The 23,356-nt window shown below is 55.5% G+C and carries 17 protein-coding genes; 16 read left to right on the top strand and 1 reads right to left on the bottom strand.

The window, feature by feature from the left end; all coding sequences use genetic code 11:
* Positions 1-15 precede the first annotated feature (15 nt).
* The 12 genes from MIH19_RS12315 (at position 16) to MIH19_RS12260 (ending at position 10,473) form a co-directional block, all read left to right on the top strand.
* Positions 16-1,200 carry a hypothetical protein gene (locus tag MIH19_RS12315; protein ID WP_249005165.1) on the top strand — a complete coding sequence of 395 codons (1,185 nt, stop codon included), beginning with the start codon at positions 16-18 and terminating at the stop codon, positions 1,198-1,200.
* Positions 1,201-1,217: 17 nt separating this feature from the next.
* On the top strand, positions 1,218-1,517 hold the full coding sequence (locus MIH19_RS12310; protein ID WP_249005164.1) for a hypothetical protein: 300 nt from the start codon (positions 1,218-1,220) through the stop codon (positions 1,515-1,517).
* Positions 1,518-1,589: 72 nt separating this feature from the next.
* Positions 1,590-2,228 (top strand): DUF1523 family protein, encoded by a 639-nt coding sequence (locus tag MIH19_RS12305; RefSeq protein ID WP_249005163.1) that lies wholly within the window; start codon positions 1,590-1,592, stop codon positions 2,226-2,228.
* A 4-nt stretch (positions 2,229-2,232) separates the two neighbouring features.
* A complete protein-coding gene (locus tag MIH19_RS12300) occupies positions 2,233-3,462 on the top strand; it encodes a phosphoribosyltransferase domain-containing protein (RefSeq protein WP_249005162.1) in 1,230 nt (409 codons plus the stop codon).
* Positions 3,462-4,226, top strand: a complete 765-nt coding sequence (locus MIH19_RS12295) for a hypothetical protein (RefSeq protein ID WP_249005161.1) — start codon at positions 3,462-3,464, stop codon at positions 4,224-4,226. The genes MIH19_RS12300 and MIH19_RS12295 overlap by 1 nt, the downstream gene beginning before the upstream one ends.
* An 8-nt stretch (positions 4,227-4,234) precedes the next feature.
* Positions 4,235-5,344, top strand: coding sequence for a cysteine protease StiP family protein (locus MIH19_RS12290; protein ID WP_249005160.1), 1,110 nt, complete (start codon positions 4,235-4,237; stop codon positions 5,342-5,344).
* Complete coding sequence (locus MIH19_RS12285) at positions 5,341-6,285, top strand: HpcH/HpaI aldolase/citrate lyase family protein (protein ID WP_249005159.1); 945 nt, start codon at positions 5,341-5,343, stop codon at positions 6,283-6,285. Before MIH19_RS12290 ends, MIH19_RS12285 begins: the two co-directional genes overlap by 4 nt.
* A 96-nt stretch (positions 6,286-6,381) precedes the next feature.
* Positions 6,382-6,969: a TerD family protein gene (locus MIH19_RS12280; RefSeq protein WP_249005158.1), complete on the top strand. Its 588-nt coding sequence runs from the start codon at positions 6,382-6,384 to the stop codon at positions 6,967-6,969.
* Positions 6,970-6,982: 13 nt separating this feature from the next.
* Complete coding sequence (locus MIH19_RS12275) at positions 6,983-7,432, top strand: tellurite resistance TerB family protein (RefSeq protein WP_249005157.1); 450 nt, start codon at positions 6,983-6,985, stop codon at positions 7,430-7,432.
* Between the two features lie 61 nt (positions 7,433-7,493).
* On the top strand, positions 7,494-8,480 hold the full coding sequence (locus MIH19_RS12270) for a calcium/sodium antiporter (protein ID WP_249005156.1): 987 nt from the start codon (positions 7,494-7,496) through the stop codon (positions 8,478-8,480).
* 105 nt (positions 8,481-8,585) lie between these two features.
* Positions 8,586-9,164, top strand: coding sequence for a TerD family protein (locus tag MIH19_RS12265; RefSeq protein WP_249005155.1), 579 nt, complete (start codon positions 8,586-8,588; stop codon positions 9,162-9,164).
* A 55-nt stretch (positions 9,165-9,219) separates the two neighbouring features.
* Positions 9,220-10,473, top strand: a complete 1,254-nt coding sequence (locus MIH19_RS12260) for a TerD family protein (RefSeq protein WP_249005154.1) — start codon at positions 9,220-9,222, stop codon at positions 10,471-10,473.
* 12 nt (positions 10,474-10,485) lie between these two features.
* Here MIH19_RS12260 and MIH19_RS12255 read toward each other — a convergent pair whose 3' ends face one another.
* Entirely contained in the window at positions 10,486-11,505 is a 1,020-nt protein-coding gene (locus tag MIH19_RS12255) for an ATP-grasp domain-containing protein (RefSeq protein WP_249005153.1), read from the bottom strand.
* A gap of 303 nt (positions 11,506-11,808) precedes the next feature.
* Here MIH19_RS12255 and MIH19_RS12250 point away from each other — a divergent pair, with 303 nt between their 5' ends.
* The 4 genes from MIH19_RS12250 to galE all read left to right on the top strand — a co-directional run bounded on the left by MIH19_RS12250 (position 11,809) and on the right by galE (position 23,316).
* Positions 11,809-12,741, top strand: a complete 933-nt coding sequence (locus MIH19_RS12250; RefSeq protein ID WP_249005152.1) for a formate/nitrite transporter family protein — start codon at positions 11,809-11,811, stop codon at positions 12,739-12,741.
* A 201-nt stretch (positions 12,742-12,942) separates the two neighbouring features.
* Positions 12,943-21,648: a glucoamylase family protein gene (locus MIH19_RS12245; RefSeq protein ID WP_249005151.1), complete on the top strand. Its 8,706-nt coding sequence runs from the start codon at positions 12,943-12,945 to the stop codon at positions 21,646-21,648.
* Positions 21,649-21,816: 168 nt separating this feature from the next.
* A complete protein-coding gene (gene tadA, locus MIH19_RS12240) occupies positions 21,817-22,320 on the top strand; it encodes a tRNA adenosine(34) deaminase TadA (protein WP_249005150.1) in 504 nt (167 codons plus the stop codon).
* Positions 22,321-22,326: 6 nt separating this feature from the next.
* Entirely contained in the window at positions 22,327-23,316 is a 990-nt protein-coding gene (galE, locus tag MIH19_RS12235; RefSeq protein ID WP_249005149.1) for a UDP-glucose 4-epimerase GalE, read from the top strand.
* Positions 23,317-23,356: the final 40 nt, after the last annotated feature.

Here is a 23,356-nt window from a genome sequence, read left to right as displayed (position 1 = left end):
GCCGTGGAAGTTTTATTGAAAATTGCCGAACATGAAGACCCAAAAAACAACTATGACAGCGTACGCGGGAAGCTTGAAGGATTGTTTCAGATCCACCTATCCGGGACCCACGCAACGTTGAAGCAGCGCGCCTCGATCGTCGAGGATTGTTTCAGTGCCAATAGTCATTTACGGCAGGAAATTGGCCTTAAGCTGTTAGACTCGGCATTGGAGGCGTGCCGATGGACTGGCCTCAACACCTTCGAATTTGGTGCGCGCCCTAGAGACTTCGGATATAACCCGAATTTCACTGAGCGTCTCGAATGGTTAAAGCGCTTTCTGGGGATCGCGTTCAAAGCCGCCAGCTCTGGACGGCCAAAATTGGAAAGCTCGGCTCGTCACCTCATTGCTAGCAAGTTTCGCAGTCTTTGGCGGTACCCTGATCTTCGTTCCGACCTCTCTGAACACGCAGCAGAAATAAACAACGGTTTGCCATGGTTGGAAGGTTGGCGCGCCGTTCGTTCAACGCTCTATTTTGACTATAGAGACCCCATAGATACGCCAGATCGGCGAACGGCGAAAACGCACCTTGAACAACTGGAAGCCGATCTCGCCCCTCGAGACCTTATTTCTGAGATTGAAGCGCTAGTGGTCAATCCTGGTCATGATATCCGGTTATTTGAGGAAAAATTCGATAATTCGAGTCTTGAAAAACGCGAAGAAGCTTGCCTGAGACTAGAAAGCAGAGCATTTAAATACGGTGAAACCATCGGGGCAACACCGGCCCTGCTGGACGGTTTTGTTGCGAGGCTGTTCGAACAAAATTATGCGCCTTACCAAATGGCTTTTGGCCGCGGCTTAATGAGCGGTTCGGTAAAGCCGCGCGAAACTTGGTTGATGCTTTTGGGTGCATTACGCGCCCTCGACATAAAAACATTCAACTACGGAGTCTTGTCAGGGGCGCTCGAAGAGCTTTCAAAATCTGATAGGCCGCTCGTCGACAGTTTGCTGGACGAGGCTGCGTCAGACAACCTGCTAATATGCAGGATTACTTGCGTTTTCGCGCATTTGAAGGCAGGTCACACTCGAAGAACCCGCTTGAAGACGTCAGCCCAGTGGATTTGGTCAATTGGTGCCGCAATGCAGGTGACGAAAGGGCTTGGGCGCTGGTCTCCAATGCGATTGCTCCATTTGGATCTTGCCATAAAGGTGGAACGGTAGAGCTATCCGAGCAAGCAGTGGCTATTCTTCGAAATGCGCCTGAACCGCTGGATGTCCTCAAGATTTATATTGAAGCGGTTAGCCCGATGAGAGGGTCTGACAGCAGAGCCGACATTATGGCGGGGCGCATTGCGGCTTTAGCTTCTTTAGATATCCCGCACTCAAATAACGTGAAAGCGCTTTTAAAAGCCGAGCTCCCACGCCTCCAAAAAATTGAGAGAGAAGAGCGTAAACAGGAAACCAATCGAGATCGCGAAAGTGAGCAGGGTTTCGTGCAGTCTAGTAAACTCCTGCAAGACCGGGCAGCGTCGCTGTGACACACTCACTCAGGCTGTTAGGCCAAAGCTCGGAAGACTGTCAGAGCGAAATAGAACTCGAGGGAACTGCATATGAAGAAACTCAAAATTATCCTGATCGGGTGTTGCCTGATCGTTATGGGCCTGGCCCTGCATTATGTGTTGCCGCGGGTTTCCGTTGTCGAGGTGGTCGGCGTTGAGGTTAAACGTACCGATGTCGAGGTTGGAACCCGAGATGTTTACATGATTCAAACCCGGGTGATCGGCGGCGACAAAGTCCGCGTGTTCCGCAACGAAGACTCATGGCTTTACTTTAAGCTCAACTCCGCGAATCTTCAGACGCAAGCGGCTGTCTTTGCCCGCGAAGAGAAGGGCACGGCAGTTGCTATTCGCTATTACGGCTGGCGTCTCCCGCTTCTGTCGATGTTCCCGAATGCGACGTCAGTCTGGCCTGTAGAGCCCGGTTACCGTCATATCCCGATTTTCAACATAGTTATATTGGTGTTCCTTTTCGGCTTGGCGTTTATAGTGCGCCGCGCATTTAAGCGAGCGTCCGGTAAGCTTACAGAACTGCGTGCCCGGCATGCGCCCGGGCGTGCGGACAATGTTCCCTCGTCTTCGTCCTCATCATCCTCAAAATCATCCCCGGCAAGCGATGCTGGTCACGATGAATGGCTGCAGAGCGACCAGCAAACGTCGAACCGGTCTGATAAGTCGGGGAGGGACGACTGAACGGATGCAAAAAACACCGGTTATCACGCGACATCCTCTGAACACAGGGGTTCTTGAGCTGCGGACCAGCGCAGCGCCGACAGACGGCGAATTATTCCGGATTGCGGAGCGTATCAACCCTAAGCGCAGCTTTCTTTTCGTATCCACCGTACTCGGGCGCCATATCCCCGTCAGACCGCGGGACCATTTTGATGCGGTTAACGGAATCGTCGATCAGATTCCCGATGCGCTGCTTGGCGGCCCTCTTTTGGTGATGGGTTACGCGGAGACGGCGGTGGGGATTGGAGCGGCTGCGGCTCGGCGCATCCGGGAGCGGCGGCCCGAAGCGGACCTGCTCTACCTGTCGACCACCCGGCACCCGGTTGCGGGTCGGGAATGGGTCAGCTTTTCGGAAGGGCACAGTCACGCTACCGCACATCATGTGATGGCGCCAACGTCGTGCGAGCTGTTAAGCGGGCCTGCAAGAACGCTTGTTCTTGTGGATGACGAAACAACCACCGGAAACACCTTTGCGGCTTTGTTCAAGGCGGTTCATGACGGCGGGGTAGACGTTAAACGTGTTCTACTTCTGACCCTGACCGACTGGTCTAACGGACGAGCCGCCCAAGCAATCGCGGAGCTCTGCCCTGGCATCCCGGTGGACGCGTTCTCTTTAGTTCGAGGGGAGTGGCGATGGGAGCAAGACGCTAAAGCAGCGCTCCCGGCTGTCCCGGTTTGGGCCGGGGAAGCGACACTTCCGGCCTGGGTTCCGAGCTCGAACCTGAACTCTGTGCCGAATCCGCTGTCCAATGCTCCGCGGCTTGGGCTTCAGATGGAGCCGACTGTCGAACCGATTGTTGAATCGATAAGCAAACAGACAGCGCCCTTGATTCCGGCCGCTCTGCCGACGGTGGCCGCAGGCGACTCCGTTCTTGTGATCGGAACCGGGGAGCACGTTTGGGGTCCGATGCTACTTGCTGAACGCCTTGAGCAGGAAGGGGCAGATGTAAAGTTCGTCGCAACGACTCGCTCGCCAATCCTCAACGGAGAGGTTATCCGGCATAAAGTGACGTTTCCAGACCATTACCGGGTAGGCGTACCGATGTATCTTCACAACGTTCCCGAACGCCCCTGCGCTCGAGTCATCATCATGACTGAAACAGGTAATGACGGAATCTGCCCAACGCTCCGGGCCTATCTTGGGCGCGGGCACATCATTAACGGAGCCGGCCAAGTGACGGAGTTCGAGACGTAATGGGCCAATGTATCTACTTGACGGATCTTGACGACACTCTTTTTCGATCATTTCACAAACACCCGCAGGGCGAAGCCCTTACCCGGGTAACCACCGCGACCAATGGCCACCATGGCCACATGAACCCGGCGCAGCAGGGCCTACTCTCGGCGCTGAGGGCAACCGGGGCGGTGATTCCGGTGACTGCCCGTAGCACCGACGCCTTCTCCCGAGTTCATCTCGATTTTGGCACCCGGCGCGCTATTCTGGCCAACGGGGCGGTGATTTTGAACGCCGAGGGCATTGCAGACCCTGACTGGCTCGCGCACACGGCGCACATTGGGCGCAGCGCAGAAGCGTTGCTGCGCGATATGTCCGGGCTTATCAGTGCGGAATTCGGCGCTGCAGCCCGCAGTTGGATCGTCGAAGAGTACGGCGCGCCGGTCTATTTCTGCGTGAAGATGAACGCGACCGGGGCGGAAGACGTTCGGAACGGTATCAACGCCGCAGCGGAGCTCCTCGCAAGCCGGTTCGATTTGTCCGGTCTGCAACAACACGCAAACGGCAATAATCTCTCGTTCACGCCAACAGGCATCTCAAAGCGGGAAGCCTGTCGGCATCTGATAGACAGCATCAAAGACGGCAGCGGGGCGCCGCTGATCGGCATTGGAGACAGCCTGACGGACCTTCCGTTCATGGGTCTCTGCGATTTCATCATGACCCCGTCCGGGTCGCAGATTGCAGGCCTGATGGCGAGAGCGTCCGATGGGGATCTAACACCTTGAGCCGCCCATTGACGGATACCGAAAAGCGCCCTTTTTCAGGCAGCTATCTACCGGAAGACGTGGAATTTTTGTTGAAGCCGGTCGCGCTTGAACCCACCCCGGTGGAGGAGAAAGAGCGCCGAATTCAGGCCGGTGTGACCCATTACTCGGAAATGATCTCCGAGGAGCGGCGCCCAGATGCCCGTTACCTGTCGCTGTTCGAGGAGTCTTGTCGGCTTGGAGTGCCGCGGCTCGCCCGAGACATCCGTTCCCTGGCGGGGCAAATTCTTGATCTGGTCCAGCAGGGCCGTTTGAACCAGGAAATCACCTTGTGCAGCCTTGTTCGGGCCGGAGTGCCTTACGGGGTTCTGCTTAAGCGCGATTTAGCCCGATTGGGCGCCGACGTCACCCATTTCGGAATCTCGATCATCCGCGATCGGGGCCTTGACGAGGCGGCCATGGGGGAAGTTCTTGCGCGGCGCCCTGTTGACGGGGTGATCTTCGTTGACGGGTGGACCGGCAAAGGGGCCATCACGGCGGAGCTGGCGGAGTCCTGGCGGGCTCTCACTGACCGGGAGCCAATGCTCGCTGTGATCGCCGACCCTTGCGGCCGTGCAAACCTCTGCGGATCCCGCGAGGACTGGCTGATCCCCTCCGGCATTCTTGGCGGTAACGTGTCCGGTCTTATCTCCCGCTCCATCCTCCGGTCTGACCTGATAGGGCCAGGGGACTATCACGGCTGCATCCTGCTGGATCACCTCGCTGATATTGACTTGTCGCGCTCGTTTGTCGATCGGGTGGATGTGGCGTTGTCGACGCTGGAAGCTCGGGTTGAGTTGGATCCAGAGGCGGACTCGTCCGCGGCTGCCCGGTTCCGCACAGAGGCGGACCGCACCGTTGCGGCGGTTGCCACGCGGTTCGGAGTGCAGAACCGCAACCGCATCAAGCCAGGCATTGCGGAGGCTACAAGGGCGGTTCTGCGGCGCCGGCCAGAATGCGTCCTGGTTCGATCGCTCAGCGAAGACCCAGACCTTGCAGCGCTCATTCATCTTTGCCGTCAGGACGGGGTCAATCTGATTGAGGCGCCTGACCTCACCGGCCCTTACCGGGCGATTACGCTCATCAGGGAAACTAAATGACTGACTTTGGGTCTCATATGTTTGCGGCTTATAAACTGGGGGCTACTCTCTACATGCCCGCCATACATCCGAAGGTGCCTGACATAGTGTCAGGGTTGGCACCGTCGCCAGCCTCATCGATTGTTCTTTGCCTGGAGGACGCGCTGCGTGAGGAGGACATTGAGAAAGGCATCCGAACCCTGACGGAACTGCTAAAGACCCGTCTTGGTAACATTGACAGCCGGCCGCAGGTTTTCATCCGGCCCCGGTCTTACGATATGGCGTGCCGGCTTCGGGCTATTGACGGCATTACCCAGATTGACGGTTTTGTTTTGCCGAAGGCGCGGCCTGAAACCGCCCCGGACTGGATTTCGCTGCTGTCAGGAACCACCCTGAAACTCATGCCAACGCTTGAGACACCGGAATTTTTCGATCCGGCCCGGCTGATTCAGTTTCGGGACCTACTGCTGAGTGCCGGACCTGACAGGATCGCCGCGGTCCGGATTGGTGGGAACGATCTTCTGGGTTCGATGGCGCTGCGCCGGGTGCGTGGCATGACGGCCTACGAGGGGCCGCTTGGCTGGTTTTTATCGATGGCGGCATCGATTCTGATCCCGGCCGGGATTCCCGTTTCCGCCCCGGTCTTTGACATCATTGAAGACACGGAGACGTTGCGCCGTGAGGTGGAACGCGATGTGCAAATGGGATTCGTCTCAAAAACAGCCATCCATCCGGCTCAGGTCCCGATCATTGAAGGTGCGTTCTCCGTATCGGAAGAGGACCTTCGTGCAGCCAGAGCAATCCTTGATCGGGACGCAAGTGCCGTGTTTCAGATTGGTGGCGTTATGTGCGAGCCTGCAACCCATGCTGCGTGGGCACGCCGCACATTAGCGCGGGCGGATCGGTTCGGGTGTCACTCGTTTGGGCAGGGCAGTTATAAGCGAGAGACTGGTACCGGCTGAAAATGTAAATTAGGATTCATTAAGGAATGGAAAATGCATTGCACAACAGATGCAGAAAATTGTACTGTTTTTCAAAGCCATAAAAGGAATTAAGAAATGAGTATTTCTCTATCGAAAGGCCAGGCGATAAGTCTGTCAAAAGATAATCCGGGACTGACCCGTGTTTTCATGGGGCTGGGCTGGGATCCGGTGAAAAGCAGCGGCGGCTTCCTGTCGAAGCTGTTTGGCGGTGGCGCCTCATCCATTGATCTGGACGCAAGCGTACTCGTTTTTGACAGCGCGAAGAATGAAATTGACAGAGTCTGTTTCACCAAACTCAAATCATCAAACGGCGCAATCACCCATGACGGCGACAACCTGACCGGTGAGGGCGATGGCGATGACGAAGTGATTCGGGTCGATCTGTCCCGTCTGGACGCAAAAGCTGCGCACCTGGTTTTCACCGTGAACAGCTTTCGCGGTCAAACTTTTAATGAAGTCGATAACGCAGTCGCCCGACTGGTCGACGACACCAATCAAAAAGAAATCTGCACTTACACTTTGCGCGAGCAAGGCGCACATACAGGCGTTGTTATGGCGTCTTTGTCAAAAGGCAGCGACGGGTGGAGCATGACGGCCCACGGAGTTCAAGCCACCGGCCGCACTGTCGACGACCTGGTAGGCGTTTCGAAATCTGTCATCTAACAGGAGATTAACTATGTTGAACTGGTTAAAAGACAAAAGTAATGAAGCCCGCACCCGCCTGACTGCGGAAGTGTCGAAGTTCCGCAATCGCACCTTTATGGAGGCCGTTGTTGCCTCCTGTGCCCTGGTGGCGGCGGCGGATGGAACCGTATCCTCTGATGAGAAACAGAAGATGGCGGGGTACATGCGCAACTCGGATGAGCTCAAGCACTTCGCGATGACCGACGTGATTGCCTACTTTGAGAAGGTCGTCGGGAATTTTGATTTCGACGCGGCGATCGGTAAAGCCGAGGCGCTCAAAGTGGTCGGTCGCCTTCGTGATAACGAGGAACAAGCTCGCGTTATGGTTCGTGTTGCCTGCGCGATCGGTGCGTCAGATGGAACCTTTGATGACGATGAAAAGGCCGTAGTGCGCGAGATCTGTCTGGAGCTCGGGTTGAAACCCGCCGATTTCGATCTTTAATAGAGAATTCAACGAGGGCGGCTCATGCTGCCCTCAATTTTTTAAATAAACGGAATCATAAATGGACGGATTAACCACCTATCAGCTCGCTGTTATTGCGCTGGGTGCTATTTTTTTCGGGGTATGGCTTCTTGTTAAAGGGGGTGATATCACGATTGACTCAGCGGTACGCATTGCTGAAAGGTCTGGCCTTTCGAAGATGTTCATTGCGGCGACCATCGTTGCGTTTGGTACTTCGGCGCCGGAACTGTTTACATCGGTGAACGCAAACATCAGCGGCTTTTCAGGCATCGCGGTCGGAAACGTAATCGGGTCCAACATCGCTAACGTGTTGATGGTGGTTGGTATTTCGGCAATGATCGCCCCGGTCGTGTTTGACCGTAAAAAAGCTCGGGTCGACACCCTGGTGATGATTTTCGCCACCGGGGCTATGGCCGTTGCAGTCTGGGCCGAGCTTCTGCCCCGCTGGGCAGGTTTGGCAATGGTTTTCGCTATTGTTGCCTATGTAACCTATCAGTACAAAGCCAGTAAAATCGAAGTCGACGAAGACGACGAGGGCGAAGATGGGGTTCCCGGGAATCCTTTTGTTATGGTCACGATCGGAATTGTAACCCTTGTGATCGGGTCGGAAGTGCTCGTTCAGGGGGCGGTTGCCGGCGGATTCGCGCTGGGCGTTCCCGAAGCGGTAATCGGGATGACCGTGATTGCATTCGGCACCTCCCTGCCTGAGCTAACAGCCTGCGTGGCGGCGGCTCGTAAGGGTCAGTCGGATATGATCATTGGCGGAATTGTTGGATCGAATATTTTCAACATCCTGTCGGTGATGGCGATTACGGCAGTAGTGAAGCCGCTGGTGATCGATCCGCGGTTCGGCCAGTTTGACCTGTTGATCGTTCTTGCCGTAACGTTTGTGTTCGCGCTCTTCCTGCTGTTTGTCGGCCGAATTGGTCGGATTGCCGGTGGGGTTATGGCGGTCTCTTATCTGCTGTTCACCGTCGCTCAGTACAGCGGAGTGGCTGACGCATTCGTTGGGGTCGCGACCCCTTAATGTATAACTACGTATAACGATGCACAACGAGTTTGGTAGCAACCTGTAATATTTACCCGTCTGATTCGGGCGGGTTACAACTTACATTTCGCAAAGGAAAACGACATGGCAATTTCTCTTAGTAAAGGTGGCAACGTTTCGCTTTCTAAAGAGGCTCCGGGTCTCACTTCCATCCTGGTTGGTCTTGGCTGGGACCCGCGCGTTACTGACGGCACAGAATTTGACCTGGACGCGTCAGTATTTATCTGCGGTGAAAACGGCAAGGTGCGTTCCGACGAGGATTTCATTTTCTACAGAAATCTGAGCGGGCTTGGCGGCGCTGTTGAGCACCTTGGTGACAACCGCACCGGCGAAGGTGAAGGTGACGACGAGCAAGTCAAGATCGACCTGTCAAAAATCCCGGCGGACGTGAAAAAGCTGGTTTTCGTGGTGACGATTCACGAAGCCGAAAAGAAAAATCAGAACTTTGGCCAGGTTAGCAATGCGTTTATGCGCATTCTTAACCAGAACGGAGGCGCTGAACTTGCGAAGTACGACCTCTCCGAAGACTACTCAACCGAGACTGCTATGATTTTTGGTGAGATCTATCGGCATAACGAAGAGTGGAAAATGAAGGCAATTGGCGCCGGCTTCGCAGGCGGTCTAGGACCATTGGCCACGGCACACGGCGTGAACATCGGCTAGTTCGGGGGCGGGCCGCCATTTTGGTGGCCCGCACCGGTTTATTAAGGAGTTCCTGATGACTGTCCTGGGCCCTGGCGCAAACGCGCCCCTTACCTCGAATGACCTAACCGTTCTGATCCGCCATGGCACCATACCGGGTGCGGATATCGACGTGTCCGCTTTTTTGGTTACTGCGTCGGGCAAAGTTCGGTCAGATGCGGATATGTGTTTTTACGGGCAGCCGTCGGTTGCCGGCGGCGCTGTGGCGCTGTCGGGCTCCGAAAACGGAGAGGCCCGGTTTGCTTTGGGGCTTGGCCAAGTTCCAGCCGAGATAGAAAAGGTGGTGTTTACGGCCACGATTCACGAGAATCGGGCATCGTTCTCGAAAGTCCCGGAGATTACACTGGATGCGGGCGGAATACAGGGTGCCATTCCCTGCGCCGGCATGACAGAAACGGCGCTTATTCTGGCCGAACTTTATCAGCGCAACGGAGCCTGGAAATTCAGGGTCGTTGGGCAAGGGTTTAATGGAGGGCTGGCCGCGTTGGCGAAACACCTTGGCGTCGAAATTGCCGAGCCGGCTCCGCCTGTTCCGACTCCAACACCCGCACCCCCTCCAACCCCGGCGCCTGCTCCCATTTCAACTCCGGCTCCCATTTCAACGCCGACTCCTATTTCAACTCCGGCTCCAAGCCCGACTCCCTCGCCGTCAAGAAGTTCGGTCAACCTCTCGAAAGTGAGTCTGACCAAGCAGAACAACACGGTCTCTTTGAAGAAAGAGGGCGGCCGTTTTGGAAAAATGCAGATCAACTTGAATTGGAACCAGAGCCAAACCCAGAAAAAAACCGGGTTTTTCTCGAAAGGCTCGGTCGCGATCGACCTTGACCTGGGCGCGTTCGTAGAAACGCGAGACGGTAAAAGACATGTGGTTCAGGCGCTTGGCAACGGCTTCGGTGACTTCCAGCAGGCGCCCTTTGTGCGACTGCTCGGGGATGATCGTACCGGCTCCGTCTCAGACGGAGAATGGCTTGAGATAAACGGGGACCGATGGGCCGACATCAAGCGCGTTCTTGTTTACGCATTCATTTACGAAGGGGTTCCGAACTGGAAGGAAACCGACGGAATTGTTCGAGTACTGGTTCCGGGGCAGCCAGAAGTCGAAATCCGGATGAACGAGTTCGAACAGGACGGCAGCATGTGCGCGGTGGTTGGCATAGACAATCACAACGGTCAGGTGCGCGTCTCCCGGCAGGTCACTTTCCACAGTGGCCATAAGGCTCTGGACAAACAGTACGACTGGGGATTTCGCTGGACCGCCGGTCGCAAATAATCGGCCGTTCGCTTAAACCCCCCAGAACAGTTCGCGTCGCCCCGCACATACCTCTCCAATGACCCGTGCCGGACAATCCGGTACGGGGCCATCCAATGCATTAAGCAAAAGTGCAGGCAGGTTGACGTTTGTCAGCCCTGTCATTCCGATGCCGCCGGAAGCGCGGGTATTCACTTCCATTAGCCTCTGCGTTCCGCTGGCATCTTCAATTGTTTGTAGGTTCAAGACTCCCGTCAACTTAAATGTCTGCGCGATCAGTCCGGCGAGCTCCTCCCCGTAGGAGTCGTGAAAGAGCATCTGCGAGGTCTTGGCTTTGACTCGGGTCACCGTTCCAAGTAAGTGTCCTTCATAACAGGAAAAATCAACACTTCGTTCCGGTCCCTCAAGGAACGGCATCAGCATCATCGGCTCTGGCTGCGATACAGTCGCGAGCAGGGCACGGAAGGCAACGTCGGACAAATCCAGCGTGGATAAGCCGGAGAGTGGGGTGTCGGGGGGCAGTTCATCATGGAGAATGCGAAATCCCGCCCCGTATATGCCAGCAGCGGGTTTCACGCAGAGGAGGCCTGGGTGATCGGGGAAGAGCCGGCCTTCTGCGCGTAGGCGCGCGTATCCTTCAGCACCCTCAAAGAGCCGGAATGGGGTGGTCGGTATTTCAGCCAACTGCATTCTTGCCAGAAGTGATGGTTTGTCTTCAATGAGTCTTATTGTGTGTGAGTCCGCGACAGTCAGAAGCCGAACCCCTTGGGCTTTGAACATGCCCTGGAATTCAGCCAGTTCATCGCGTCGTCGGTAAGGCACCACCAATTCTGCACCCTCCGCGAGCGCGATCTGAAGCAGCCAATTTGCATAAGCGTCAGGACTCATCAATCGGGCCTCGAACGGCTCTGGCAACAGCCGGTTCGCCGCGAGTGCGATCGGAGTATCTCGCCGCTCATGGGTCGCGATAACGTAGAGATCTGGCCGAGCGCGCCGCATCAGGTCAATGAGATCAGCCGTGCCGGAGATGTTGTGATTGAAGAGGATTCGCAAGAGGGCTTCCTATCTTTTAATGAGCGTCCAATACTGGCCCGAATTATGGACGAGCATTATACCTAGGGGGTTGCGAGTAAGTCTTCCATCACAGGTTCAAGCTGGCTTTTCAAGCGCGACGATCAGGGTTACTTTCCGCTTCATGTCGTGTTTTATGCCATCTGCGTTAATCGCAGAATCTGAGTTATCATAATTCGCGATGATAATGTTTGAGCGGCGCAGTCTGGCAAACGGAGTCAATTTTGCCGAGTCACTGAATTTTTGAGCAACAAAAGCGTTCCAGGATAGTCAGAGGGCAGTCAAATGAGTGACGGCGATGCCAGTTGGAATACCTCCCCCGAAGATAAGGCCAAGAAAGAGTCCGATGACCAAGAATCTCGTGCCAGGGCTCAGGGTCGTGAGACTCGAGAACGAACACCTACCTCGAGCGAAAAGTCATTAGGTCCGAAAGAACGTGACTCAGTGGCCGAAAATCGAAAGTTGTCGTCGCTGGCTATTTATTCCGTCATCTGGCGTGAGGGTGAGGAAGAGTTACACCGTCCGAAAATATCGCTCTGGTGGTCCGGCGTAGCAGCGGGTATTGGAATTTCAACCTCGGTGTTGGCCGAAGGAATTATTCGCGCCAACATGGGTTCCGACCACCCCTACTTGACGTTATTTGAAAGCTTGGGCTACGCGTTCGGGTTTGTACTGGTCATTCTTTGTCGGCTTCAACTGTTCACCGAAAACACCATTACGGTGGTGTTACCGGTTTTGGCCGACCCCACTCGCAATCAGTTTTATAGCGCTGCAAGGCTCTGGGCAATCGTGCTGTCAGCCAACGTGTGTGGCACATTTCTAACCGCCGCTATAGCGGTCTACGGGAGCATCCTCACCGACGACACCCTCTTTGCAATACTAGAGATCTCGCGCCACTTGACGACGTTGACCCCCATGGAGACGTTTTTGCGCGGCATTCCCTCAGGCTTTTTCATAGCGGCCCTGGTGTGGATGCTGCCTTCGGCGAAGGGGTCGAGTGTACTGGTTATTATTATGTTCACCTGGCTAATTGCGGCGGGTGGCTTTACCCACGTGATTGCCGGATCGAATGAAATATTCACTCTGGTGCTCAATGGCGAAATGAATATCTTTACCGCTTTTACTCACCACATTGTACCGGTACTCATCGGTAACATTCTGGGAGGCACAGGTTTGTTTGCGATGCTGGCCTATGGCCAGGTACAAGAAGAAATGTGATACGGCGCAAGAAATAAGTGCTCGTTGAATAAGAGTCGCACTATTGGGCGGCGTGGATAGATGTAGGTGTAGGAGTTAAAAAGGAAGTACTGAATTCTTGTTGAACGGAATTTTTCGGATTCCCACCAGGAGAATGTCATAAACACGATGGACATTAAATCTACCTCACGCACCTCGAACCTTCCGTTTAATGACCAGGATATGGAGTTGTTACGAGCGGAACTGTTTAGTGTCGAACAGCTAAAGCGCCACGCGGTTACACTGGTCGCGCAGCATGGAATCGATCCGCGCCGGGGGCCGGACAAACTGCTGCCCAGATTAGCGGACAATGCGCGTGTGCTTTTTTTGGCTTACGACGTTGTGACCAAGGCTGTTATGCCCGGACACAGAACGGTACCGTCGGAAGCCTGGCTGCTCGACAATTTCTACCTCATCGAACAGCAGATTAATTTGGTGCGCCGGCATCTTCCCCGTGGTTACAGCCGGCAGTTACCGCGGCTGGCGGAGGGTCTTTCTGCCGGTTTTCCGCGCATTTATGATCTGGCCCTCGAACTGATTTCACATATGGACGGCCGGGTGGATCTTGACAACACCACCCAGTTTGCCGCCGCCTACCAGACCGAGGAACATCTGCAACTTGGCGAACTGTGGGCATTCCCGATCATGTTGCAGTTGGCGCTGCTGGAAAATCTTCGCCGTGTGGCGGTACGTATAGCGCGACGGCGTGAAGATCTCGATGCGGCCATCAGCTGGGCAGATCGTATGCTCGCAGTCGCTGAAAACGAACCCGCGCGCCTGGTGCATTTGCTGGCAGAGTTTGCCGAGGCCGACGTTCCGCTTACTGCCCCCTTCGTAGAAGAGTTCTACGCCAGACTGCAGATTCAGGGGCCGGCGCTGGCATTTGTACAGGCCTGGGTTGAGCAAAAGTTACACGAACAGGGTGTAACGGCAAGCCAGTTGTCGCAATCCGCGAGCCGAACAGCCGCCGCCAATCAGGTCAGCATCGCCAACAGCATCGGCAGTTTGCGTTTTATTGGTGCGACAGACTGGAACGATTTTGTCGAATCACTCAGCGTTGTCGAAAAGAGTTTGCGAGAAGATCCCTCAGCGACATACGCTGATCAGGATTTTGCTACCCGCGATCGTTATCGACACGTTATCGAGGACATCGCGAGAGTGAGCCCCCACAGCGAGTGGGAAGTGGCACGCGAAGCGATTGCTTTTGCTGAGCGGGCTGCAAAGCGATTCGGTACGGGTGATCGCAGCGCTCACGTTGGTTACTATCTGATTGATCACGGTCGCGACGGTCTTGAGCAGTCCGTTGGCTGTTGTTTGACCTGGAAAACACGGATCAGCCGGATGAGTCGGCGCCACCGCCTGTCGCTGTACCTCAGCCCAATTCTGCTGATTACCTTCGTGATGACAGTCATAACGCTACTTCCGTTTAATGAATTCGAACCCGGAAACTGGCGCTACTGGCTATTTGTTGCACTGGGCTTGATCGGCGGCTCAGCTATGGCCGTTGGTCTGGTAAATCGCGTGGTGACGACGTTTCTGCCGCCACGAGCATTACCACGTCTGGATTTTTCCAAGGGCATACCGGAAAGCGAACGCACCATGGTGGTCGTTCCTACGCTGATTAACCGAACGCAGGACGTTGATAATCTGCGTGACGCACTGGAAATCCGTTATCTTGGCAATCGAGATCGCAATCTATTTTTTGCATTACTGACGGATTTTCACGATTCGTCCTCGTGCACGTCGCCGAATGATGAACCGCTGCTTGAATACGCACGTTCTGCGATCAATACGCTCAATGCAACTTACAACGATGATCGTCCATGTATTTTCTATTTGTTTCATCGGCCTCGTGTGTGGAACTCGATCGAACAGATTTGGATGGGGCATGAACGCAAACGCGGCAAACTGGAACAGTTTAATGCTTTGTTGCGGGGAGAAGGGCAAACGGCATTTTCGGAAATAATTGGTGATTCGTCCATCCTGGAGTCAATCAAGTATGTCATTACCCTTGATACAGACACCCAGCTGCCACGTGACACCGCACGCGCACTGATTGGTAATATGGCGCACCCGCTCAACCGGCCGGTCTACGATGCCGGCAAAGGGCGCGTTGTAGAGGGCTATGCGATTTTGCAGCCGCGTGCCTCAATCAACTTCACCAGTGCAGGTCAGTCAAGATTTACCAAACTGTTTGCCGGCGAAGCGGGCATCGATCCTTACACCCGTGAAGTATCGGATGTTTATCAGGATATCTACGGCGAAGGATCTTTCGTCGGTAAAGGCATTTACGACGTGGATGCGTTTCGCCAGGCCGTTGATGGTCGGTTTCCAAACAATCTGATACTTAGCCACGACCTGCTGGAGGGCGGTTACGCGCGTTCGGCGTTGGTAACAGATGTCGATCTTATTGAAGAGCATCCGGCCGGTTATGCCCAGGAAACCAGCCGCAGGCACCGGTGGATACGTGGTGACTGGCAGCTTGCAGGTTGGTTGCTGCCGCACGTGCCCGGTCCGGGAACACAGCGGCAGCCAAACCCGCTTTCCACTTTATCGAAGTGGAAGATCGTCGACAATCTGCGCCGCAGCCTCGTGTCGCCGGCGTTGTTGGGGTTGCTGGCGGGTGGCTGGTGGCTGGGGCCGGGACCTGCGTGGTTTTGGTTTTCGCTGGTCGCCGGCATCGTCTTTATTCCCACGCTTTTGGGGATTTTGACTGAATTAATTCGTAAACCTGGCGAGCGTAACGGGCGGCATCATCTGATCCTGACCAGTCAATCTGCGCTGCGACCTTTAACAGTGTCCACTATGGTCTGGGTTTTATTGCCCTACGAAACCTTAATTCACCTTGACGCGATACTGCGTTCGGGGATTCGCATGCTGTTTACCCAGCGCGGTTTATTACTTTGGCAGTTGCAATCCTACGCGATTCGTAATGCGCGCAAAACTCTGGACGGTTATTTCAAGGAGATGTGGGTCGCGCCAACCCTAGCGGTTTTGTTGGCGATTGCACTGTGGCAGGTCCGCCCTGCAGAGTGGTTGTACTGGTTGCCCACACTCTTGTTATGGCTATCGTCACCCGGCGTCGCGTGGTGGATCAGTAAGCCGCTGGTGACCCCAGAGCCGAAGTTGACAAGTGCCCAGCGCGTTTTTCTACGCACATCGGCTCGCCGAACTTGGCGTTTTTTCACCGACTTCGTCTCACCGCTGGACAATTGGCTTCCCCCCGATAACTTTCAAGAATATCCAGCGCCGGTTATTGCCCCCCGTACTTCGCCCACCAATATGGGCATGGCGCTGCTGGCCGACCTGGCAGCGTACGATTTTGGCTACATCAACGCGGGTGAATGTTTGCGTCTGATCGAAAACACGCTGGCAACGATGGAAAAGATGGAGCGCTACCGTGGCCACTTTTACAACTGGTACGACACCCGCACGCTGGAACCGTTGAAACCGCAGTATGTGTCTTCGGTGGACAGCGGTAACCTGGCAGGCAGTTTGCTCACGTTACAGGCGGGGCTGGCGGAGTTGAAAGACGCGCCCATACTGTCAAAAAATGCGTTTCAGGGGTTACAGGATACCTTGAACGTGTTTAAGGAACATATACCTGCGGCACTCAGCCAAGAGCTTAGTGGCAAGATCCGACTGCTTCATAACACTTTGTATGCGCTTACTCTTGATTTACAGCCACAGACGCTGATTGCCGCTGACGAAGCACTAAACCGGCTTCATCGTATTACAGGGGGGCTGGTTGCCTGTTTGCCGCTTAATTCCGATATGGATGGTGAACTCTATTACTGGGCACGGACTTTTGATCAGCAGTCCCTCGCGTTGCAAGACGATCTTCGCGGCATGGCTCATGAACCTGAACGTTTTGATACCATCCCGACGCTATCAACCCTGGCAAAGGCAGGAGGCCCGGGTTACAAGGGCGCTGTGGAGCGCCTTCAAAGTATCAATGACCTTTCCGTTCGGTGCCGTGAACTGGCCATGATGGATTTTGAATTCCTCTACGATACCACCCGCAGCCTATTGGCGATTGGCTTCGATGTGGGCGAACGACGTCGCGACCCGGCGTGTTACGACTTGCTGGCGTCCGAGGCGCGCCTGGCCAGTTTTTTGCTCGTAGCGCAGGGTCAGGTACCACAGCAGCACTGGTTCGCACTTGGCAGGCCGTTGACCAGTCGTGGCGGCGATGTGAGCCTTATTTCTTGGAGCGGCTCGATGTTCGAGTACCTTATGCCGCAGTTGATCATGCCAAGTTATGACAGCACTTTGTTAGATCAGACCTGCAAATCAGCGGTATCGCGCCAGATCGAATACGGCCGGCAGCGTGCGGTACCCTGGGGTATTTCTGAGTCGTGTTATAACGCCACTGATATGAACCAGGTTTATCAGTATCGGGCGTTTGGTGTGCCCGGAATGGGTTTGAAGCGCGGCCTTGGAGACGACTTGGTCATTGCGCCTTACGCCAGTGCGTTGGCGCTGATGGTAATACCGTTGGCGGCCTGTCGTAATCTGCAGTTATTAGCGGAAAACGGCTTTCTTGGTAATTACGGATTTTACGAGGCGATTGATTACACGCCGTCGCGGGTGCCGCGGGGCAAACAGCACGCTATCGTGCGTACTTTTATGGCGCATCACCAGGGCATGAGCCTTCTCGCATTCGGGCATCTGTTGCTTGATCAGCCTATGCAGCGTCGGTTTATGTCTGACCCGCTGGCGCGGGCGACGCAATTACTGCTACAGGAACGGGTGCCGAAACAGAGTGCCATGTTGCAGCCCCACGCTTCAGAAGTCAGTGCTTTCGCTCAGGCTCCCGCAGCGGAAACCGGGGCCGTTATGCGCGTATTCACCCATCTGAATACACCGCTACCCGAAGTTCATCTGTTGTCCAATGGCAGATACCACGTCATGGCGACCCATGCGGGTGGCGGTTACAGCCGCTGGAAAGATCTGGCTGTCACTCGCTGGCGCGAGGACGCCACGGCCGACAACTGGGGCACCTTTATTTACCTGCGCGATCGCGACACGGGGCGGTACTGGTCGACGGCGTATCAGCCGACCCTGCGTAAGGCTGATCATTACGAAGCCATATTTGTCCAGGCGCGCGCTGAATATCGCCGTCTTGATGAGGCAATCGAGGCGCACACCGAAGTCAGCGTATCGCCCGAAGACGATGTCGAAATCCGTCGAATCACACTGACTAATCAATCCTCCAAAACTCGCCACATTGAGGTGACAAGTTACGCGGAAGTCGTGTTAGCGCCATTGAACGCTGACCTGGCGCACCGGGCCTTCAGTAATTTGTTTGTCCAGACCGAAATCCTGCCTGACCAGCAGGCCATTCTCTGCACACGTCGCCCGCGTACACCGGGTGAAAAAGTACCCTGGATGTTCCACCTTTTTGCCGCACCCGGCACGAATGCCGACGAACCGTCGTATGAAACCGACCGCAGCCAGTTCATCGGGCGGGGTCGAACCGCTGCAAATCCTTTGATGCTGGACAGCAGCCAAGCCAAGCACACGAAAAAATTTGCAGGTGAGACCACAAAAGGCGGACAACGGCTGTCGAATACGGAAGGTCCGGTGCTCGATCCCATTGTGGCGATCCGCAGTACCGTTACTCTGGCGCCTGACGAAACGGCTGCGGTACAGCTCATTTCTGGCGTCGCGGACACGCGAGAAGCGGCCATTGCGCTGCTCGAGAAATATTGCGACAGGCACTTCATCGAGCGCGCCTTTGAAATGGCGTGGTGCCAAAGCCAAGAAGTGCTGCACCTTATCAATACAACGGAGGCGGATGCGCAGGTTTATGCCCGGCTGGCCAGTTCGGTAATTTACGCACATACGTTGCGTCGTTCAGCGCCCAGCGTTATTGCCCGAAACCAGTTGGGCCAGTCTGGGCTGTGGCGCTTCGCCATATCGGGAGACCTGCCGATCGTTCTGTTGCGAATAGGTGATCTGAATCGCATCGATCTGGTGAAGCAGATGCTGCAAGCCCATGCCTATTGGCGGATGAAGGGCCTGAGTGCGGACCTGGTAATTCTGAACGAAGACTTTTCTGGCTACCGTGCGGTTCTGCAGGATCGGATCATGGGCTTAATCAACGCCGGCGTCGACGCGGAGACTATCGACAAACCGGGTGGGGTTTTCGTGCGGCGCGCCGATGAGCTTTCCGAGGAGGATCGAGTCCTGTTTATGACCGTTGCTCGCGTGGTAATCACAGATACGGCTGAGACCTTGGCGGAACAGGTGGGGCGTATGGCGTTCGTAGAGCGTGTGCCGGATCGTCCACTGCCTTTGGCGCAAACGGTTATTGAAACGTTTTCTGAAAAAAAGGATGAACAGACAACTGAACGTGCCGACACTTCTCCGGCTAATAATATTATATTTTTCAATGGTTTGGGTGGATTCACATCTGACGGACGTGAATATGTTATTAACCTCGAGCCAGGGCAAACGACACCGGCGCCATGGGTTAACGTTATCGCCAGTCCGCACATTGGCACGGTTGTCAGCGAGAGTGGAGGTGCTTACACCTGGGTTGAAAACGCCCACGAATTCCGCCTTACCACCTGGCATAATGATCCTTTGAGCGACACCAGCGGCGAGGCGCTGTATATCCGCGACGAGGACACCGGTGCGTTCTGGTCACCGACGCCACTGCCGGCGCCAACAATGAACCAGCATCGCGCACGCTATGTTTGCCGTCACGGGTTTGGGTACAGCGTATTTAAGCACGACGAGGCCGGTATCGCCTCGGAACTGGTCACCTATGTTGCTATGGATGCACCGGTGAAGTTCCTGGTTATTAAACTGAACAACCATTCGGGCAGAACGCGGCGTATATCGCTTACCGGATATTGGGAACTGGTGCTCGGCGAGTGGCGCCACTCCAATCAGATGCACATCGTAACTGAGAAAGATCCGCACAGCGGGGCACTGTTTGCACGCAATGCCTATGGCCGTGAATGCGCCAATCGGGTTGTCTTCGCCAACGTTGCCCATGACGCTCTTGGCGAACAGGCGCAGACACTGACGGGTAACCGCAGTGAGTTCATTGGTCGCAACGGTTCTCTGGCCAGCCCAGCGGCACTTCACCGCACCCGCCTGTCGGGTAGAGTCGGCGCAGGTCTGGACCCCTGCGCTGCGCTGCAAACGCAGATTGAACTGGCTGACGGGCAAGAGCGTGAAATTGTGTTTGTGTTCGGCGCGGCCAGCAATACGGATGAAGCACAACACCTTATTCAGCGCTTCGGCGGGTCTGCGGGCGCCCGGCGAGCTTTGGAGTCGGTCGGAGAATACTGGCACCACACTTTGAATGCGGTGCAGGTTGAGACGCCAGATCCCGCGATGGATGTGTTGGTTAACGGTTGGCTGCTTTACCAGACCCTGTCATGCCGGCTCTGGGGTAGAAGTGGCTATTATCAGTCTGGAGGCGCCTACGGTTTCCGGGATCAGTTGCAGGATACGCTGGCCTTGATTTATGCCGAACCGGGGCTTGCCCGTGAGCAGCTAATCCGTTGCGCCGGGCGCCAGTTTGCCAAGGGCGACGTGCAACACTGGTGGCATCCGCCCAGGGGGCAGGGTGTTCGAACCCATTTTTCGGATGATTATCTTTGGCTACCCTATGCCACCTGCCGTTACGTGCTGGCGACCGGCGATACGGACGTTCTTGATGAACCCGTGCATTTCCTGGAGGGACGCGAGCTGTATGCGAACGAAGAGGCCTACTACGATCAGCCTCAGCGTTCGGCTGAGTCGGCCAGCCTTTACGAGCATTGTGTCCGCTGTATCAAGCACGGCCTGCGCTTCGGTGACCATCAGTTACCATTGATGGGATGCGGAGATTGGAACGATGGAATGAACTTGGTCGGCCAACACGGCAGAGGTGAAAGCGTCTGGTTAGCCTGGTTTCTGTACCAGAATCTGCAACAGTTTGCCGCTTTGGCACATGGCCGGGGCGACACGGTCTTCGCCGAATTGTGCAGCGCTCAGGCCTCGCAGCTTAGTGAACACATCGAAACGAATGCCTGGGACGGCGATTGGTATCGGCGCGCCTGGTTTGATGACGGTACGCCGCTGGGTTCCTCCGAAAACGAAGAATGCCAGATTGATTCCATCAGTCAAAGTTGGGCGATTATTTCAGGCGGTGGCGATCCCCAGCGCGCTCGTCAGGCGATGATGGCGGTCGATCAGCGGTTGGTGCGCCGCGATGCCCGGTTAATCCAGCTGCTTGATCCTCCCTTCGACAAATCCGCTCTTGAACCCGGTTATATCAAAGGTTATGTCCCGGGTGTGCGCGAAAACGGTGGCCAGTATACCCATGCTGCAATTTGGGCCACGATGGCGTTCGCCGAGCTGGGCGACCGGGAACGTGCGTGGGAGCTTTTCGTCATGCTAAACCCTGTCAACCACGGCAGTGAGCCGGATTCGATGCAACACTACAGGGTTGAACCCTATGTTATGTGCGCGGATGTCTACGGCGCACCGCCGCATACAGGCCGGGGTGGCTGGACCTGGTACACCGGAGCGGCGGGCTGGATGTATCGGCTGGCTTTGGAAAACCTTCTGGGCCTGATGCTGGAAAAAGATCATCTGATCATTTCTCCCTGCGTCCCTGCACATTGGGGTACATACACAATCCACTATCGCTATCGCGAGACGGTTTACCACATCAACGTCAGTTGCAACGGAGAACAAGCGGAGCAAATGGGCCACGTGACACTGGATGGAGGCGAAGTTACTGGCACAAGCGTAGACCGCGCAGGGCGTTTGCGCGGCGTGATTCCCCTGGTAAATGACGAACGGGATCATTACGTTGCAGTGGATTTTCCGGCGCGGTCTAAAACACTCTATTCATTAGGCTATGAAACCGAGAGTTTATGATCGGGAAGGTCTCAGGCATCATAATAGATTGATGTTTTTAATGAAGAATTATTAGTTTTACACAACGGAAAAGCTAATAATAAAATCGTAGTGATGCAATAATATTTTCTCAATTGTTTCAATGCTATCTTTGCTGTGGAAAGAACTATCGTCAGGAAACGCGTGTTAATGAATGAATCGCAGACCTCTCCGCCCGCGAACGACGAACATTGGATGAACCGAGCTCTGGCGCTGGCGGCACAGGCCGCCGCTCTGGGCGAGGTGCCGGTGGGGGCGGTAGTGGTGGTTGACGGCCAGGAAGTGGGAGCGGGTTTTAACAAGCCAATCAGCAGCTGCGACCCGACTGCCCACGCCGAAATCTGTGCCTTGCGCCAGGCCGCGGCCTACCTGAACAATTACCGGTTAAGCGGCGCCACGCTTTACGTTACACTGGAACCGTGCACCATGTGCGTGGGCGCGATTGTTCACAGCCGCATCAGCCGAGTGGTGTACGGCGCTACCGAGCCCAAAGCCGGCGCGGTGGAATCGGCCCGGCGTACCTTTGACGAACCTCACCTTAACTGGCGTGTTGAAACCCGTGGCGGTTTGTTGGCAGAGCCTTGCAGCCGTATTATCAGTGAGTTTTTCAGTCGTCGGCGCGAACTTAGGCGCCAGTTAGCCAAAACGGAGTAAATGAACATGAAAGTTCTCGTTACCGGCGGTGCCGGCTACATTGGCAGCCACGTCGTGCGCCAACTGGCTGCTGCAGGCCACGACATTGTGGTGTTCGACAATCTGTCCACCGGCTATCGCTGGGCCGTTACCGCCGGCAAACTGGTGGTGGGCGACCTGGCAGACCCGGAGGCCATTGACGCCGTATTCAGCCAACATCAGTTTGAAGCGGTACTGCACTTTGCAGCCAACATTGTGGTGCCGGAATCGGTCAGCAATCCCCTGAAGTACTACGCCAACAACACACGCAACACCCTGAATTTATTGCAGGCGGTTGAGCTCCATCAAACGCCTTACATGGTGTTTTCGTCCACCGCTGCAGTCTACGGTACGCCAGAGCAGACCGTGCTCACTGAAGACCTGCCGTTAGTACCCATCAATCCGTATGGCGCCTCTAAAATGATGAGCGAGCGGATGATTATGGATCTGGCCGCGGCATCGTCCCTGAATTACGTTATTTTGCGCTACTTCAACGTTGCCGGTGCCAACTCCGATGGCCTGCTGGGCCAGGCCACGCCGGAAGCCACCCACCTGATCAAAGTCGCCTGCGAATGTGCGACCGGCCAGCGCGAGGGCATGAGCGTATTCGGCACCGACTACGACACCCGAGATGGCACCTGCGTACGCGATTATATTCATGTGGAAGACCTGGCCAAGGCCCACGTGATGGCGCTGGACTACATGGCCCGTGGTGGTCAGTCTCAGGTGATGAACTGCGGCTACGGCCGCGGTTTTACCGTTGATGAAGTCATCAGCGTGGTCAAGCGCCTTTCGGGCGTAGACTTCCCGGTTGAGCGCAGTGTCCGCCGTGCGGGCGACCCGGCGGCGCTGATGGCCGATAACCAGCTGATCAAGCACACCTTGGGCTGGCAGCCGGATTACGACAATTTGGACACCATTGTGGGTACTGCCCTGGCGTGGGAAGGTATCTGGCAAACCCGCAAGCGCGAGCAATAGAACCGGCTCCGCAAGAATTCACAGTTACCCTTAATTTGCT

It is taken from the genome of Marinobacter sp. M1C, assembly GCF_023314135.1.
Lineage (GTDB): Bacteria > Pseudomonadota > Gammaproteobacteria > Pseudomonadales > Oleiphilaceae > Marinobacter.
Note: the sequence above shows the minus strand (reverse complement) of the source record. Positions and strands in the feature narration are given on the sequence as shown.